12 protein-coding genes are annotated in these 16253 nt (G+C 36.3%); 7 read left to right on the top strand and 5 right to left on the bottom strand.

Features of this window, described 5'->3' with window-relative positions:
* The first annotated feature begins 12 nt into the window (after nt 1–12).
* Nucleotides 13–5961 carry a lamin tail domain-containing protein gene (locus ACHMWN_RS11140; RefSeq protein ID WP_397300902.1) on the top strand — a complete coding sequence of 1983 codons (5949 nt, stop codon included), beginning with the start codon at nt 13–15 and terminating at the stop codon, nt 5959–5961.
* 15 nt (nt 5962–5976) lie between these two features.
* A complete protein-coding gene (locus tag ACHMWN_RS11135) occupies nt 5977–6897 on the top strand; it encodes a PorP/SprF family type IX secretion system membrane protein (RefSeq protein ID WP_397300901.1) in 921 nt (306 codons plus the stop codon).
* A gap of 107 nt (nt 6898–7004) precedes the next feature.
* Here ACHMWN_RS11135 and ACHMWN_RS11130 read toward each other — a convergent pair whose 3' ends face one another.
* Complete coding sequence (locus ACHMWN_RS11130; protein WP_397300899.1) at nt 7005–7295, bottom strand: hypothetical protein; 291 nt, start codon at nt 7293–7295, stop codon at nt 7005–7007.
* Nucleotides 7296–7402: 107 nt separating this feature from the next.
* Between ACHMWN_RS11130 and nhaA the strand changes: the two genes are divergently transcribed.
* The 5 genes from nhaA to ACHMWN_RS11105 all read left to right on the top strand — a co-directional run bounded on the left by nhaA (nt 7403) and on the right by ACHMWN_RS11105 (nt 12353).
* Nucleotides 7403–8569, top strand: coding sequence for a Na+/H+ antiporter NhaA (nhaA, locus tag ACHMWN_RS11125; protein WP_397300896.1), 1167 nt, complete (start codon nt 7403–7405; stop codon nt 8567–8569).
* Nucleotides 8570–8626: 57 nt separating this feature from the next.
* On the top strand, nt 8627–10471 hold the full coding sequence (locus ACHMWN_RS11120) for a glycoside hydrolase family 2 protein (protein ID WP_397300894.1): 1845 nt from the start codon (nt 8627–8629) through the stop codon (nt 10469–10471).
* Nucleotides 10472–10479: 8 nt separating this feature from the next.
* Entirely contained in the window at nt 10480–11334 is an 855-nt protein-coding gene (locus tag ACHMWN_RS11115; protein ID WP_397300891.1) for a helix-turn-helix domain-containing protein, read from the top strand.
* An 84-nt stretch (nt 11335–11418) separates the two neighbouring features.
* Nucleotides 11419–11832 carry an OsmC family peroxiredoxin gene (locus ACHMWN_RS11110; RefSeq protein WP_397300889.1) on the top strand — a complete coding sequence of 138 codons (414 nt, stop codon included), beginning with the start codon at nt 11419–11421 and terminating at the stop codon, nt 11830–11832.
* Nucleotides 11833–11858: 26 nt separating this feature from the next.
* Entirely contained in the window at nt 11859–12353 is a 495-nt protein-coding gene (locus ACHMWN_RS11105; RefSeq protein ID WP_397300886.1) for a hypothetical protein, read from the top strand.
* 97 nt (nt 12354–12450) lie between these two features.
* Here the strand turns inward: ACHMWN_RS11105 and trpA are convergent, their stop codons facing one another.
* The 4 genes from trpA to trpD form a co-directional block, all read right to left on the bottom strand.
* Complete coding sequence (gene trpA, locus ACHMWN_RS11100; protein ID WP_397300883.1) at nt 12451–13221, bottom strand: tryptophan synthase subunit alpha; 771 nt, start codon at nt 13219–13221, stop codon at nt 12451–12453.
* Nucleotides 13222–13326: 105 nt separating this feature from the next.
* Nucleotides 13327–14508, bottom strand: a complete 1182-nt coding sequence (gene trpB / locus ACHMWN_RS11095) for a tryptophan synthase subunit beta (protein WP_397300880.1) — start codon at nt 14506–14508, stop codon at nt 13327–13329.
* Nucleotides 14509–14530: 22 nt separating this feature from the next.
* The gene (locus ACHMWN_RS11090) at nt 14531–15169 is read right to left on the bottom strand and encodes a phosphoribosylanthranilate isomerase (protein WP_397300878.1); all 639 of its coding nucleotides are present in this window, start codon (nt 15167–15169) and stop codon (nt 14531–14533) included.
* Nucleotides 15170–15171: 2 nt separating this feature from the next.
* Nucleotides 15172–16164, bottom strand: coding sequence for an anthranilate phosphoribosyltransferase (gene trpD, locus ACHMWN_RS11085; RefSeq protein WP_397300876.1), 993 nt, complete (start codon nt 16162–16164; stop codon nt 15172–15174).
* Between the last annotated feature and the right edge of the window lie 89 nt (nt 16165–16253).

Raw genomic sequence — 16253 nt, 5'->3', positions numbered from 1 at the left:
TAAATAAATTATATGAGAAAACTTTTACTCCTTTTTCTTTTTGCTATCAGTCTTTATTTGCCTACTAACGTTTGTGCACAAATTGCCAACTGGGATTTTACTGGGCAAAATCAATTAGCAACCTCAACAGCAAACACCTATGATGTAGGTCTTGCAGCTGCACCTATTTTAACTCGTGGAAGTGGAGCCGCAGCAAGTGCTGGTGCAAACTCTTTCAGAACACAAGGTTTTAAAAATGAAGGTATTTCTACAGCAAATACTGATTATTTTCAAGTTGCATTAGCTCCAGCTGCTGGAAAGCAACTTTCTTTAACCAGTATTGATGCGAAATTTGCAGGAACAACAAGTTTCTTTAATACTCCAGGAGTAACATCACAATTTGCATATAGTTTAGATGGAACAACTTTTACTTTAATTGGTTCACCAATAACTTCAACATCTTTAACATTAAGTACAGTAAATTTAGCTGCTATTTCTGCTTTGCAAAACGTTGCAGAAGGCACAACAGTAACATTACGTTATTACGCTAGCGGACAAACAACTACTGGAGGATGGGGATTTACTTCTAGTTCGTCTGGTGCAAGTGGTTTTGCTATTGGTGGTACTGTTACCAATGCAGCTACAAATACACCAACATTAAATGCTACCCCAACCACTTTAGCTTTTGGTAGTCAAAATGTGGGCAGTACAACTTCTCAAACTTATGTATTAAGTGGTTCGAATTTAACTTCAAACGTAACCGTAACCGCTTTAGCACCGTTTACAGTTTCTAAAAATAATCTTGTCTATTCCAATTCGATAAGCTTTAGCACGGCAGAAATAGCTGCAAACCCTACGGTATATGTTAATTTTACCCCTACTGCGGGCGGAAGTGCAACTGGCAATATAACCAATACTAGCAATGGCGCAACACAAGTTAATGTAGCTGTAGATGGAACAGGAATTGCTGGAACAGTTAATGCAAGCAAAACTTCACTTGATTTTGGAACCCAAAACGTTGGGACAAATTCAACTTCTCAGAATTACATCTTAAGCGGAACTGGTTTAACAAATGATGTAACAGTAAGTACCACAGCTCCTTTTACAGTTTCTAAAGACAATACTACTTTTACCTCTTCTCTAACTTATACTACTGTAGAGGTAGCAGCAAGTCCAACCGTTTACGTTCGCTTTAGTCCAACAAGTGCAGCTGTTGCAAACGATAATGCTTTAAATGTAAGTACAAATGCAGTTTCGGCAAGTGTTGCACTTACTGGAACGGGAACTGCTCCTCCTGCACCACCTGTTCATGTAGTAATTAGTGAAGTGTATGGAGGTGGTGGAAATGCAGGTGCAACCTATAAAAATGATTTTATCGAATTATATAACCCTAGCAATGCAGCCGTAGATTTAACCGGTTGGTCAGTACAATATTTAAGTGCAACAGGTACAGGAAACTGGGCAGTTACGCCATTAACCGGAAGCATTCCTGCAAAAGGATTTTATCTTGTACAAGAAGCTGCAGGTGCAAATGGAACAATAAATCTACCAACACCCGATGCAACTGGAACTCTAGCACTTTCTGGCACTACAGGAAAAGTTATTCTAAGTAATGCGGTTACAGCTTTAAATGGTGCAAATCCATCTAGTGCTGCTGTAATTGATAAGGTTGGTTTTGGTCCTACAGCCTCTGGTTTTGAAGGCGCTCCAACTCCAGTAATATCAAATTCTACTTCTATCGAACGTAAAGCAAGCTCAACTTCTACCGCAACAACCTTAACAGTTGGAGGCTCAGAAGAATTTGCCGGAAATGGACAAGATACTGATAATAACAATGCAGACTTTGTAGTACAGGCACCAAACCCTCAAAACTCATTAGTGATAGAACCAACTGGCGCAAATCATGTAGTGATTAGTGAAGTTTATGGTGGTGGTGGAAACTCTGGCGCTACGTATAAAAATGATTTCATTGAATTATATAATCCAACTAATTCAACTGTAGATTTAACGAATTGGTCAGTACAATATGCAAGTGCTACGGGGACTGGAGCATGGCAAGCAACCGTTTTATCTGGTAGTATTGCACCTAAAAGTTTTTATTTAATTCAAGAAGCAGCAGGCGCAAATGGAACCTTAAACTTACCAACGCCTGATAAAATAGGTACGCTTAATTTATCTGGTACAACTGGCAAAGTTCTTTTAAGTAATTTATCAGCAGCCCAAACAGGTGCAAATCCAACTGGATCAGCAATTGTTGATAAAGTTGGTTTCGGTCCTACAGCAAACGGCTATGAAGGGACCGCTCCAGCAGTAGTCATTACAAACTCAACTTCTTTAGAAAGGAAGGCAAGCTCAACTTCTACCGCAATTACTTTAGGTACTGGTGGATCAGAAGAATTTCTAGGGAATGGTTTTGATAGTGATGAAAACTCAACAGATTTTGTAGCAACAGCACCAAATCCTCAAAACTCAACAGTTACAGAACCGGCTTCAACTAGTGGACCTTATTTAACCATCACACCAACAAGTTTAGCATTTGCCAACCAAGCTGTGGGCACAACATCACCTGCTAAAACATATGTATTAAGTGGTGGCAATTTAACAAACACCACTACGGTTTCAGTAAGCGCACCATTTTCAATTTCTAAAAACAATTTAGTGTATTCTAATTCAGTAAGTTTTAGCACAGCAGAAATAGCGGCTAATCCAACAGTGTATGTTAATTTTACCCCAACAGTTGCTGGTAACGCAACGGGTTCAATTTCAAATGCAAGCGCTGGTGCTACTACAATGAATGTTGCACTAACAGGTCCAGGTATAGATCCGAATCAAACCGCTTTCAGTTTCGAAAATTGTACTACTGTAGGAAGTCCTGCTTTATCAGATGGCTTTTATCAATATAGTGTAACTGGTCCACAAACTTGGGGTTGTACCACTACTTTTGGTCACGATGGTACAGATCCAGCAGGTAAAGCGAGCATAGGTAATGCCTTACAAATTAATGGTTTTTCAAGTGGTAATATTCTAAATGAAGATTGGTTAATTTCTCCTGCTTTAAATCTATCAGCTATGAATTACGCGGTATTGTCTTTCTGGACAAGATCAGCATTTGCAGGTGATAAATTACAACTTAAAGTATCCACTAATTATACTGGAACAGGAAACCCTAACTTGGCAACTTGGACAGCTATTGATGGCAAATTCCCTGAAACTGCTTCAGATACTTGGACAAAATCTGATTTTATAGATTTATCGGCATACAAAGCTACCCCAGTATATGTCGCTTTTGTATATACCTCTACTACTTCGTCGGCTAGCCGTTGGACAATTGATGATTTTGCAGTAACTAATTCTGCTACTGTTCCACCAGTAGATATTACTGCTTCGCCTTCTAGTTTAAACTTTGGTTTCCAAGCAGTAGGCACTACTTCAACAGAAAAAACATTTGGTTTTTCAGCAGGTAATCTAACAGATGATGTTACCTTAACCGCTCCAGCTAATTTCACCATATCAAAAACAAGTGGTGGTAATTTTGGCGCCAGCTTAACGTATACCAAAGCAACCATCAATAATACTTCACAAACAGTGTATGCTAAGTTTTCGCCAACAGCAGCAAATTCAACATATGCAGGTAATGTAACTATTGCAACAAATGGTTCTTCTGGTAAAAATGTAGCCTTATCTGGCAATACATTTGATATCGCTAACACGTTAGAAGTTGTGAATTGGAACATCGAATGGTTTGGTAGTCCAGCACAAGACCCATCAAATGATACCCAACAAGCTGCAAATGTGAAAACAGTTGTAAATAATATTAATGCAGATATTTATGGCTTCGCCGAAGTTGTAGATACCACTTTATTTAGAAATACAGTTTTACCAGCGGGATATAATGTCATCTTTAGCGAGTTTGGTTCTTATGCAGATAATAAAACAGATGTAGATTATCCATTAGCACAGAAATTGGCTTTTATGTACCGTACTGATCTAATTAAACCAATTAGAACCTATGGTGTACTGCAAGACACTTATAATCCCGCCATCGCAAGTACAAGCGCAGATGGAACGCCGTATAAAAACTGGTCATCGGGTCGTTTTCCTTTTGCCATGGAAGCTGAGGTAACCATCAACGGTAAAAAAGACATCGTTACGTTTATAGAAATTCATGCAAAAGCAAATACAGGTCCTGTTTCCGATCAAATTGATGCTTATAATCGTAGAAAAGGTGGAAATCTTCAATTTAAAAACTGGATAGACGCAAACCTTGCTGGCAAAAAAGTATTAATTTTAGGTGATTATAACGATGTATTAGATCCTGATAAAACAATTGCGCCAATGCCTGCTGGTACTGGAACTTCATATTCAGATTTTATCAATGACCCTACAAACTACTTCCCCATTACCCTGCCTTTAAGCTTAGCAGGAAAACAATCAACAGCAGGTTTTCCAACGGTTATTGACAATGTAATTATCACTAAAGCTTTAAATGCGAATTATGTACCTGGAACAGCCGAAGTATTAGACGCGGTTAAAAACTTAGTGACCAATTACAACACTACTACAACGGATCATTATCCAATTAGATCGAGGTATTTATTTGGTAACGACGAACCAACTTTAGCAGCTATTGCAAATCAGGCGATATGTTATACTTCAGTGAACCAAAATGTAGGCTTAACAGGAATATCTGCCGGTGCAGAAACCTCACAAACAACCACCTTATCGGTTACTTCAGATAACGCAAATTTATTTGATATCTTAACAGTTGCACCTAATGGAACTGATAAGGGAACCCTCACCTATCATTTAAAAAACAATGTGAGTGGAGTTGCTAACATTACTGTAACCGTTACAGATAATGGCAATACAGATTTTGGAGGAATCAATACCACAAGCAAAACCTTTAAGTTAACCGTAAATGGTTTAGCGACCGCTACAATTAGTGGTACTACAGCTGTTCCCGCAAATGCAACTGCCCCAGTAATTACATTTACAGGTGCAAACGGAACTGCTCCATATACCTTTACCTATAACATTAATGGGGGTGCAAATAAAACAGTAACTACCACAACTGGCAACAGTATAACTGTAGCAGCTCCAACCAATGTTGTTGGTACTTTTGCTTACAACTTAGTTAGTGTAGCCGACGCCAATTGCGGACAAGCGCAACCTGGTACAGCAACAATTACTATTCGTCCATTGCCAGTTGCAACAATTTCTAGTACTGCTCCAGTTTGTATTAACGGTACATCACCTGTGGTTACCTTTACCGGTTCTGTAGGAACAGCCCCATATACATTTACGTATACCGTAAACGGAAGTAGCAACAGAACAATTACATCAACAGCTAACAGTGTAGCTTTAAATGTACCAACAAATGTAGCAGGTACATTTATATATGCTTTAGTAAGCGTAGCCGATGCCTATGGAAGTCAAGCGCAAACTGGTACAGCAACAGTAACTATCAACGCTTTACCTGTTATTAATGTAGCAAGCAATAATGGCATCACTATTTCTAAAGGTACGTCTGTAATACTATCAGCAAGCGGTGCCGTAAGTTACACCTGGTCGCCAAGTACAGCTATTATTGCTGGACAAGGTACTGCTTCCCTAACAGTTAGACCCAAACAAACAACTACCTATACGGTTACAGGTACAAATGCTTCAGGTTGTACAAGTGTTCAATCAATTACCATTCAGGTTTCAGACGATTATCAAATCACAGCACTTAACATTTTAACACCTAATGGCGATGGCAAGAACGATAAATTTATCATTCAAAACATAGATTATTACCCTAATAATACAGTTAAGATTTTCGATAGATCAGGAAGAACAGTGTATACTAAAAAGGGATATGATAACCAATGGGACGGAACGTTTAACGGAATTCCACTAGCATCTGACACTTATTATTACACGATAGATTTTGGCACCAACATCGCTCCATTTAAAGGTTATATCACTATTGTAAGAAACTAAACTGCATTAAATCACATGAAATTCAATTATAAAATAGATAGCCAATTTAAACATACAGTTTGTTTACTTCTACTAACAACAGCTTTAACAGCACTATTTACTACTAAGGCAAACGCACAGCTTAACCCTTTAAGTTCGCAGTATTTTTTAAACCAATATCAAATCAATCCAGCATATGCTGGATTAACTGATGGTTTAAATGTAAACTTGAATTACCGTAAGCAATGGAGTAATATCCCAGGTTCTCCAAATACGCAATCCATTACAGCAGATTATAAACTGAATAAAGTAGGCTTAGGTGTTAATGTATACAACGAAAAAGCAGGTTCTTTGCAACGTACCAAAGCAATGGCAACTTATGCCTATCATTTACCATTAAACAATGACGATCAAAAATTAAACTTTGGTGCGTCTATAGGAATTATGAATGAACGTGTAGATTACAGTGGTGTAAATGGCGACATGACCGATCCTTCTATCGCTCAGTTTAACAATAAAGGTTCATTATTTGATGGAGATTTTGGTGCCGCTTATACCAGTAAAACTTTAAATGTAGAAGGCGTAATCCCTAACATTAGAAGTTTTATAAAACAAGAAGAAGAAAATGATGTAGATCGTTCTTTGTTTTATGCAGCTGTGAGTTATAAAATAAATACAGGAACAGGAGCTAATGCCATAGAAATTGAACCTAAAATTGCGTATAGAGGCATTAAAGGTTATGATAACATTTGGGATGCAGGGGCAAACTTCAATTTCACCAATAAAGTGTTTTTAATGGGAATGTACCACAGTAGCAAAAGCGCATCATTTGGTGCAGGCATGAACTACAAATCATCTTTAGCTATTATGGGTTTTTATACTACCGAAACCTCTGCCCTACAAGGTTCTGCTAATGGTACTTTTGAAATTAGCTTAAAAGCAACGTTATTTAAGTAATAATTATCATCTTATTATACATTTTGTCATCCTGAGCTTGTCGAAGGCTCTCTCTACATTAAAGTCCTCTAAGTTCTCTTAGGGGACTTTTTTTTATACGATTTAACCTAACGAGAAAATGACTTTGCGTTCAAGTCGGAAGGCTTTGCGTTGAAGTCGAAGAGCTTTGCGTTCAAGTCGAAGGGCTTTGCGTTAAAGTCGAAGGGCTTTGCGTTGAAGTCGAAGGGCTTTGCGTTGAAGTCGAAGCGCTTTGCGTTGAAGTCGAAGGGCTTTGCGTTACAGTCGAAGAGCTTTGCGTTGAAGTCGAAGGGCTTTGCGTTACAGTCGAAGAGCTTTGCGTTGAAGTCGAAGGGCTTTGCGTTACAGTAAAAGCCCTTCGACTGTAAGAAGATTTGCATTTGTCTTCGAAAAAAACCTAAATCCATCGTTAAAGGCCTTATCTTGTAATGAACCAATCGTCATGCAAATCATTCTATTATCTCAAACGTTTTGATTATTTTTAGCCATGCCAGCAAAAATAAACCATTCTAGTTTTAAAAAATTTTTTACCTCCGAAAAAAATGGTGGTATTATTTTATTATGTTGTGTTGTCATCTCCCTTATTATTGCCAATACCAGCTATCGCGATGGTTTTTCTTCCTTCTTAACTCAAAACATCGGCTTTGCTCCTGTTATTTATAGTGTTTCAGCATGGATAAATGATGGCTTAATGGCAATCTTCTTCCTTTTAGTGGGCTTAGAGATTAAAAGAGAACTTATAGAAGGTGAATTATCAAGTATTAAAAAGGCATCCTTACCAGTTTTAGCCGCATTAGGCGGGATGATTATCCCTGCTTTAATTTATTTCTTTTTTAACAAAGGTGAAGCAACTGCTTCGGGTTGGGGCATTCCAATGGCAACTGATATCGCTTTTGCATTAGCTATTATTGCACTATTAGGAAAAAGTGTTCCTGCCTCCTTAAAAATATTTCTGGCCGCTTTGGCAATAGCCGATGATTTAGGTGCTATTTTAGTTATTGCTATTTTTTATACTGCACAGATACATTGGAATTATTTAGCTATGGCTACTGGTATTTTTGCATTGCTATTGGCATTAAACTATTTCAAAGTCAAATCCTTGTGGTTTTACTTAATTCCAGGCATTTTTCTGTGGTATTTTGTACATCATTCGGGTATACATGCTACCATTGCTGGTGTGCTATTGGCATTTACCATTCCAACTAACAACACAGCAATTGAATCTCCATTAGAAAAATTAGAACATGCGTTAACTATTCCTGTAAACTATTTAATCATGCCAATTTTTGCGTTGGCAAATACCAACATTACTTTTCAAAAAGAAATGGTGAATGGCTTAGCATCACCAGTTGGCTTAGGTATCATTGTAGGGTTATTTGTTGGCAAAACAATAGGAGTTTCTTTGTTTTCATGGCTGGCTGTAAAAATTAAATTGGCAAAACTTCCCTCTGGTGCAAAATGGAAACATGTAATTGGTGTAGGTATGTTAGCAGGTATAGGATTTACCATGTCGATATTTATTGCCTTGCTATCTTTTAATGATGCTGAGCATATTTCGGAAGCTAAATTTGCTATTTTATGTGCTTCGGTTTTAGCTGGTGTTACTGGCTTTATTTACCTAAAAGGAATTGGAAAGACTAAAGCTCATAGTTAACGTTAATTTATATGCTATAAAATAAACTATATTAGTTCTGACTAACCAAATACCACCATGAAGATAAAAACCATTTTAGCAGGGATTTTTGCATTGTTAATTATACAATTACATGCGCAAACTCAATGGAAACTCAAAACTGATAAGATTTTAACACCTTGGGCAATACAGGTAAATCCTAATTCGCCATTACCAGAATATCCCAGACCACAATTGGTACGAAGCAACAATTGGCAAAACTTAAATGGTTTATGGGATTATGCCATTGTTCCAAAAAAAGAAACCCCAACACGATTTGAGGGAAAGATTTTAGTTCCATTTGCAGTGGAATCAGCGCTATCTGGTGTTCAAAAGACTGTAGGTAAAGACAGTGTTCTTTGGTATAAAAATGAAATTGCTATTTCATCAGCTCTGCAAGGAAAACAAGTTTTATTACATTTTGGAGCGGTAGATTGGCAAACAGAAGTTTTTATAAATGGTAAAAGTGTAGGTATTCACGAAGGTGGATATGATCCGTTTAGTTTCAATATCACTTCGGCCTTAAAAAAGGGAGCTGCACAAGAAATTAAAATTCGTGTATGGGATCCAACAGATGAGGGACCTCAACCTAGAGGTAAGCAGGTAAAAAAACCACACGGTATATGGTATACGCCAGTTACAGGTATTTGGCAAACGGTTTGGTTAGAAGCTGTACCCGAAAGTTATATAGTTGCCACAAAACAAATACCTGATATTGATGCGCATACCATAACGGTTTCGGGAACATTTACTACTACGCAACCTACCGATAAATTTAAAGTTGAAGTTTTAGAGGGAAATCAAGTGATTGCAGAAAGTACTTCAGCAACTGCAGATGCTATTGTGCTTAAACTAAATAATGAGAAATTATGGTCGCCAACAAACCCATTTTTATACGATTTACGCATTAGTTTAATTAGAAATAATAAAGCAATAGATCAGGTAACCAGTTATTTCGCCATGCGAAAAATTTCTGTCGGAACAGATATCAAAGGAATTAAACGAATATTGCTAAATAATCAGTTTTTATTTCAGTTCGGTCCGTTAGACCAAGGGTGGTGGCCAGATGGATTATATACTCCTCCTACAGAAGAGGCGATGAAATTTGATGTAGATGAACTGAAGAAAATGGGCTTTAATATGATTAGGAAACATATTAAAGTAGAATCAGCCAGATATTATAATTATTGTGATAAAGTTGGAATGTTGTTATGGCAAGATATGCCAAGTGGTGATTTAGGAAATGGATGGAACCCAAATCCTGGAACAATTAATAATGAAAGTGAAAAAAACCGGACAGCAGAATCTGAAGGCTACTATAAAAAGGAATGGAATGCAATAATCGAGGCACTACATAATTTTCCATCAATTGTAGTGTGGGTGCCTTTTAACGAGGCTTGGGGGCAGTTTAAAACGATTGAAATTACCGAGTGGACAATGAAAAAAGATCCTTCAAGGTTAGTAAACAGCGCTAGTGGAGGGAATTTTTTTAACACAGGTCATTTTACTGATATCCATAGTTACCCACAACCTGGTATGCCAAGACCAGATTTATTTGGAAAGACAAGCATATTGGTGTTAGGCGAATATGGCGGCTTGGGACTTCCAATAGAAGGAAACACCTGGCAACAGAAGAACAATTGGGGCTATCAAAGTTTTAAAACTGCTGATGAATTATTTGCCAAATACGACTTATTTACCACACGTTTAACAGAACTTATCCCATTGGGACTTTCTGCTGCAGTTTATACACAAACTACAGATGTGGAAGTTGAGGTTAATGGATTAATTACGTATGATAGGAAAGTAACAAAAGTTCCATTGGCGCAACTTTTTAAATCAAATACAAAAGTGTATAATCCCTCATTAGTAAAAATGAAATAAGATGAGTAATGGTAGTTGATCATAAACAATATGATTTATTTGGTAAGACATTATTAGAAATACTAGTGTTAAAGCCACCTTTTAATGTAACGTTTCCAGTGGCAGATAATGCTTGTTTTCATTATATGTTGGAAAACGAAATGCACTACAAAATTGATGAAAAAGAGTTAGGCATACCCGTAAAAGAATCTGTTTTACTTAATTGTAGAACCGTTGGAAATACGATGAGTAGTACTAATGAAACAGCTAACAATAAAGTTGTAATTGTACATTTTCATCCTGGCATTTTAAAGAAAATTTACGACAGGGAGATGCCAACATTATTGCAGAAACCTAAAAATGAGATTTCAAATAAAACAAGTGAAAGGATTAATAATGATTTTTTAATTCAGAAATATATAGAAGGGCTTCTGTTTTATTTTAAAAATCCAACATTGGTTAATGAAGATATTTTAATTTTAAAATTAAAGGAAATAATTATTCTGCTTTCGCAAACTAATCATGCCGAAGCAATACAGATGATATTATCTCAATTATTTTCACCCACTATTTATTCTTTCAAACAAATAATAGAGGCAAATCTTTTTACGGCTGTATCTATTGAAGAACTTGCTGATTATTGTAATCTTAGTTTATCATCTTTTAAGCGGGAATTTGCAAAAATTTATAATGACACACCTGCTAGCTATATCAAAACTAAACGTTTAGAAAAATCAACAGATTTATTGTTATTATCGAATAAGGGCATCTCAGATATAGCATTTGAATGTGGATTTAATGATTTATCAAATTTTACCAAAAGTTTTCGTGATAAATACAACACTACTCCAAGCAAATATCGATTGAACCAAATTGACAAATAATTGGACTAATCCACAAAATACCTTGCTTCGTTCAGAGTTACTTTTGTCTTGTCAATAACGACAAACAATTTAAACTTAAAAAAAATGAAACGTAACGCAAAAGCACATTGGCAAGGTAACTTAAAAGAAGGTAAAGGCGAATTAACAACACAAAGTGGTATTTTAAACCAAACAAACTACAGTTTTAAAACTCGTTTTGCAGAGGGAGAAACAGGCACTAATCCAGAAGAGTTGTTGGCTGCTGCACATGCAGGGTGTTTTACCATGGCTGTTAGTGCAGCATTAACAGAAAAAGGATTAAATGCGATAGCATTGGATACTGAGGCTGCAGTTACAATGGAGGGTTTATCTATTACAGGTGTACATCTTACTATTACTGGCACAATTCCTAATGTTAGTGCAGAAGATTTTGAAGCCATCACTAAAAGTGCAGAGCAGAATTGTCTGATCTCTAAAGTTTTAAATATCCCGATCAGCTCAGAAGCTCATTTAGCTTAATTCAACAAATTTTAAAAATTAAAATTATGGGACTATCCAATTTAGGCATATTTCATACACTCATTGGCATAATCGCCATTGTATCAGCAATTGTATCGTATATAAAATTTGGTAAAATCAATTTAGCTGTATTATCAGGAAAAATATATTTCTATTGTACAGTAGTTACTGCATTAACAGCATTAGGCATTTCAAAACATGGCGGCTTTAATCCAGGGCATGTTTTTTCTATCTTAATTCTTGTTTTAGTTCTCGTTGCCTATTTTCTTTATTTAAAAAAGATAGGCAACAATAGAAGTCGACATTTTGAAAATTTTTGTCTTTCATTTAGCTTTTTTCTATCCTTGATTCCTACAGTTAATGAGACCTTAACTCGTGTTCCTCTTAAACATCCATTGGCAAAAGATATTAGCGACCCATTGATAGGAAAAACATTGCTGATTCTTTTGATATTGTTTATTGTAGGTTCTGTTCTTCAGTTCTTAAAGCAAAAGAGAATTAATCTAACAGTTAATCCATAAAAAATAGAGGAGTTTACATTATTTTGGAATAAAAATCCTTGTTCAAGTTGAAATTGGGCAGGGATTTTCAATTAGAATGAACAATTGAACTAATAAACTAACCCTTAAACTCCTTCATAAACGTTTTTACATTTTCTTCTACATCGCCATTAGCTAAACATTTTACAAAAGCACTTCCTATAATTGCTCCACTCGCATATTCGTTAGCTGCATCAAATGTTTGTTTATCAGAAATACCAAAACCAATCATCAATGGATTATTTAGTTTCATCTCTTGTATGCGGGCAAAATAAGTTCTGGCATTTGCTGAAACATCAAGATTTTTACCTGTAGTTGCCGCTGATGATAGAAGATAAATAAATGCATTACTCAATTTATCTATTTTGCGAATGCGTTCTTCTGAAGTTTGTGGTGTAACTAAAAAGATGTTGCTAATTCCGTTGGCTTCAAACGCAGGTCGATACAATTCTTCATATTCATACATTGGCAAATCTGGAATAATACAGCCATCTACTCCTATTTCTGCACAAGCTTTACAGAAATTTTCTACTCCAAATTGTAAGACTGGATTCACATAACCCATTAATAAAATAGGGATAGATACGGTTTTTCGGAGGTCTTTTAATTGCTCGAAAAGCAAATGCAACGTCATGCCATTATCTAAAGCTTGTTTGCTGCTAGCCTGTATAATTGGTCCATCAGCAACAGGATCTGAATAGGGAAACCCAATTTCTAAGAAGTCTGCACCAGATTTTTCTAAAGCCTCAGCAATTTGCAAGGTGTTATTTAAATTCGGATATCCTGCGGTATAATAAATTGAGAGAATATCCTTCTTTTTATTTTGGAAGAGTTGTTGTAATCGGTTCATTGTGTGGTTTATTTGTTCAATTGTTCATTGTTCATTGGTGCGTCACTCTGAACTTGTTTCAGAGCCTTGCTAAAAAGATGCTGAAATAAATTCAGCATGACGGTTTTACAATCCAAAATATTGCATATATGTTTCCATGTCTTTGTCTCCCCTACCGGATAAACAAACGACTACGTTTTCGTCTCCTTTAAATTTCATGTATTCTAAATAGGCTAAGGCATGAGCACTTTCAATAGCTGGGATAATTCCTTCTAATTGAGTTAATAATAAACCTGCATTTAGCGATTCATCATCGGTAATTGAAACATATTCTCCACGGCCAGTTTTAAATAAATGTGCGTGTTGTGGGCCAATACCTGGATAATCTAGTCCTGCAGAAACCGAATGCGGTTCTACTACTTGTCCATCTGGTGTTTGCATTAAAATACTTCTACTACCATGCAAAACACCTTCTTTACCTAAATAGGTTGTTGCGGCAGATAAACCAGAATTAACACCTTTACCCCCAGCTTCTACAGCGATTAGCTTTACATTTTCATCGTTGATAAAATGGTAAAACATACCAGCTGCATTACTACCTCCGCCTACACAAGCCATTACATAATCGGGCTGATCTTTGCCAGTTTGCTCCAGTAATTGTTTTTTTGTTTCTTCGGAAATTATGGATTGAAAAATAGAAACCATATCTGGATAAGGATGTGGACCAACTACTGAACCAATGATATAATGTGTATCAACAGGGTTGTTAATCCAATCCCTCATGGCTTCATTAGTGGCATCTTTTAAGGTTTTACTACCTGATGTTGCTGGAACAACTTTTGCGCCTAACATTTTCATTCGTGCCACGTTTGGTGCTTGACGTTTAATGTCCACTTCTCCCATGTATACCACACATTCTAAACCGCGTAACGCACAAACTGTTGCGGTTGCTACGCCATGCTGACCTGCGCCAGTTTCTGCAATGATACGTTTTTTGCCCAAGCGCTCAGCTAGTAAAATTTGTCCGATGGTGTTATTTATTTTGTGCGCACCTGTATGGTTTAAATCCTCTCGTTTTAAGAAAATATTTGCGCCATACTTTTCAGACAAACGTTTAGCCAAATACAATGGCGATGGGCGGCCAACATAATCTTTAAGCAAAGCTTTAAATTCTTGCTGGAAGCTTTCTTCGTGAATAATTGACAAATACTGTTGTCTTAACTCTTCAACATTTGGATATAGCATTTCCGGAATATATGCTCCACCGAAATCTCCGTAATAACCTTTCTCGTTTACAAAATAGTTCATAATTATTATTTTCTAGCCGTGGTTAAGCCAACGGTAATGAATGCATTGCTGCAAAAAATTCTTTTAATTTCTCTACGTTTTTCAATCCTGGCTCTAGTTCAAATTTGCTATTTACATCTATAGTATAAAGCCTTGGATCATTTATTTCTTTTAGTGTTGTTGCGTGTGATAAATCAATGCCTCCGCTTAAAAAGTAAGGCGTGTCAAATGAGTATTTCTCTAATAATTTCCAATCGAATACTTTGCCAGAACCTCCATGAGCTGGTGTTTGTGTATCGAATAAGAAATAATCAACTACATTTAAGTAAGCTTGTAATAAAGAGAAATCGAAGTTTTCATCCACTCCAAAAGCTTTAATTACTTCCACGCCAGTAGATTTTATTTCTTCGCAATAACTTACGCTTTCATTTCCATGTAATTGCACTGCTTTTAAGTTGCATCTGAATATATAAGCTTTAACAACTTCTAGCCCTTCATTTACAAAAACTCCTGTTGTCTTTATCGTTGAGGGTATATATTTAATAAGCTCTACTGTCACCTCACTTATTAAACGCGGGGATTTTGGATAGAAAATAAAACCCAAATAGTCTGGATGCAATTCTGCAACGGTAGCAATATTAGCTGCTTGTGTCATTCCGCAAACTTTTATTTTCAACCTCATCTTTAATTAACAGCTATCAATTTTGTAAAACTATTCAACGCTTTTTTATTCATTAACGATTCTTCTGCTTCGTAAAAGCAATCAGCGAAGCTACTACCTTGTTTTATGGTTTGAATTGCCAAAGCAGCATTACATAAAACCACGTTAGTTTGCGCATCAGTGCCCTTTCCACTTAATATATTGGTAAAAATAGCTGCAGATGATTCAACTGCATTACCACCTTGAATTTCTTTTTCGCTAATTTCTTCGAAGCCTAAATCTGATATTTTATGTAATGCTTCTCCTTTTTTACTAAAAGTTTTAAAATCGCAGGTTAAAGAAACTTCATCAAATCCATCTACTGCATGAATTATCGTATAATTTTTATCAGTTTGTTGATATAAATAGGCATATAAACGTGCTAACTCTAAGCTAAAAACACCAACAATTTGGTTTTTCGGTTGTGCCGGATTTACCATTGGCCCTAGCATATTGAAGAAAGTTTTCACACCTAATTCTTTTCGTATCGGCGCTACAGTTTTCATAGCTGGATTAAACAATGGTGCATGTAAAAAACAAATACCAGCTTGGTCTAAACTACGTTTTAGTTTAGCTTCATCATTGGTAAACCTATAGCCTAAGTATTCCATTACGTTACTTGATCCGCAGCCCGAAGAAACTCCATAATTACCATGTTTAGCTACTTTATGACCTGCACCTGCTACAACGAAGGATGCTAAAGTAGAGATATTAAAGGTGTCTTTCCCATCGCCACCTGTACCGCAAAGATCTACTAGTTCGTAGTCAGAGAAATTAATTTTTAAGCATAAATCTAACATCGAATCGCGGAAGCCTTGCAATTCTTCTACAGTAATATTTCTCATACCATAGGCCGTAATAAATGCTGCAATTTGCGAACTATTAAACTCTCCCAAAGAAATTGAGGTCAGAATTTTTTGTGCTTCTCCTCTGCTAAAGGTTTTGTTTTCGAATAAGTGGTTAAGTATTTTCTTCATGGGTATAAAACAAAAAAGGTTGCCTTTTACAAGCAACCTTTACTATATTTTTATAAAAAATAAAACGTACAAAAAAAGGTTACATCACG

The organism is Pedobacter sp. UC225_61 (assembly GCF_044452285.1).
GTDB lineage: Bacteria > Bacteroidota > Bacteroidia > Sphingobacteriales > Sphingobacteriaceae > Pedobacter.
Note: the sequence above shows the minus strand (reverse complement) of the source record. Positions and strands in the feature narration are given on the sequence as shown.

Coding starts and splice junctions, on each gene's coding strand:
- ACHMWN_RS11120 (WP_397300894.1), top strand. CDS start 8,627: ATGAAGATAAAAACCATTTTAGCAGGGATTTTTGCATTGTTAATTATA.
- ACHMWN_RS11090 (WP_397300878.1), bottom strand. CDS start 15,169: ATGAGGTTGAAAATAAAAGTTTGCGGAATGACACAAGCAGCTAATATT.
- nhaA (WP_397300896.1), top strand. CDS start 7,403: ATGCCAGCAAAAATAAACCATTCTAGTTTTAAAAAATTTTTTACCTCC.
- trpA (WP_397300883.1), bottom strand. CDS start 13,221: ATGAACCGATTACAACAACTCTTCCAAAATAAAAAGAAGGATATTCTC.
- trpD (WP_397300876.1), bottom strand. CDS start 16,164: ATGAAGAAAATACTTAACCACTTATTCGAAAACAAAACCTTTAGCAGA.
- ACHMWN_RS11140 (WP_397300902.1), top strand. CDS start 13: ATGAGAAAACTTTTACTCCTTTTTCTTTTTGCTATCAGTCTTTATTTG.
- ACHMWN_RS11135 (WP_397300901.1), top strand. CDS start 5,977: ATGAAATTCAATTATAAAATAGATAGCCAATTTAAACATACAGTTTGT.
- ACHMWN_RS11110 (WP_397300889.1), top strand. CDS start 11,419: ATGAAACGTAACGCAAAAGCACATTGGCAAGGTAACTTAAAAGAAGGT.
- ACHMWN_RS11105 (WP_397300886.1), top strand. CDS start 11,859: ATGGGACTATCCAATTTAGGCATATTTCATACACTCATTGGCATAATC.
- trpB (WP_397300880.1), bottom strand. CDS start 14,508: ATGAACTATTTTGTAAACGAGAAAGGTTATTACGGAGATTTCGGTGGA.
- ACHMWN_RS11115 (WP_397300891.1), top strand. CDS start 10,480: ATGGTAGTTGATCATAAACAATATGATTTATTTGGTAAGACATTATTA.
- ACHMWN_RS11130 (WP_397300899.1), bottom strand. CDS start 7,295: ATGCAAATCTTCTTACAGTCGAAGGGCTTTTACTGTAACGCAAAGCCC.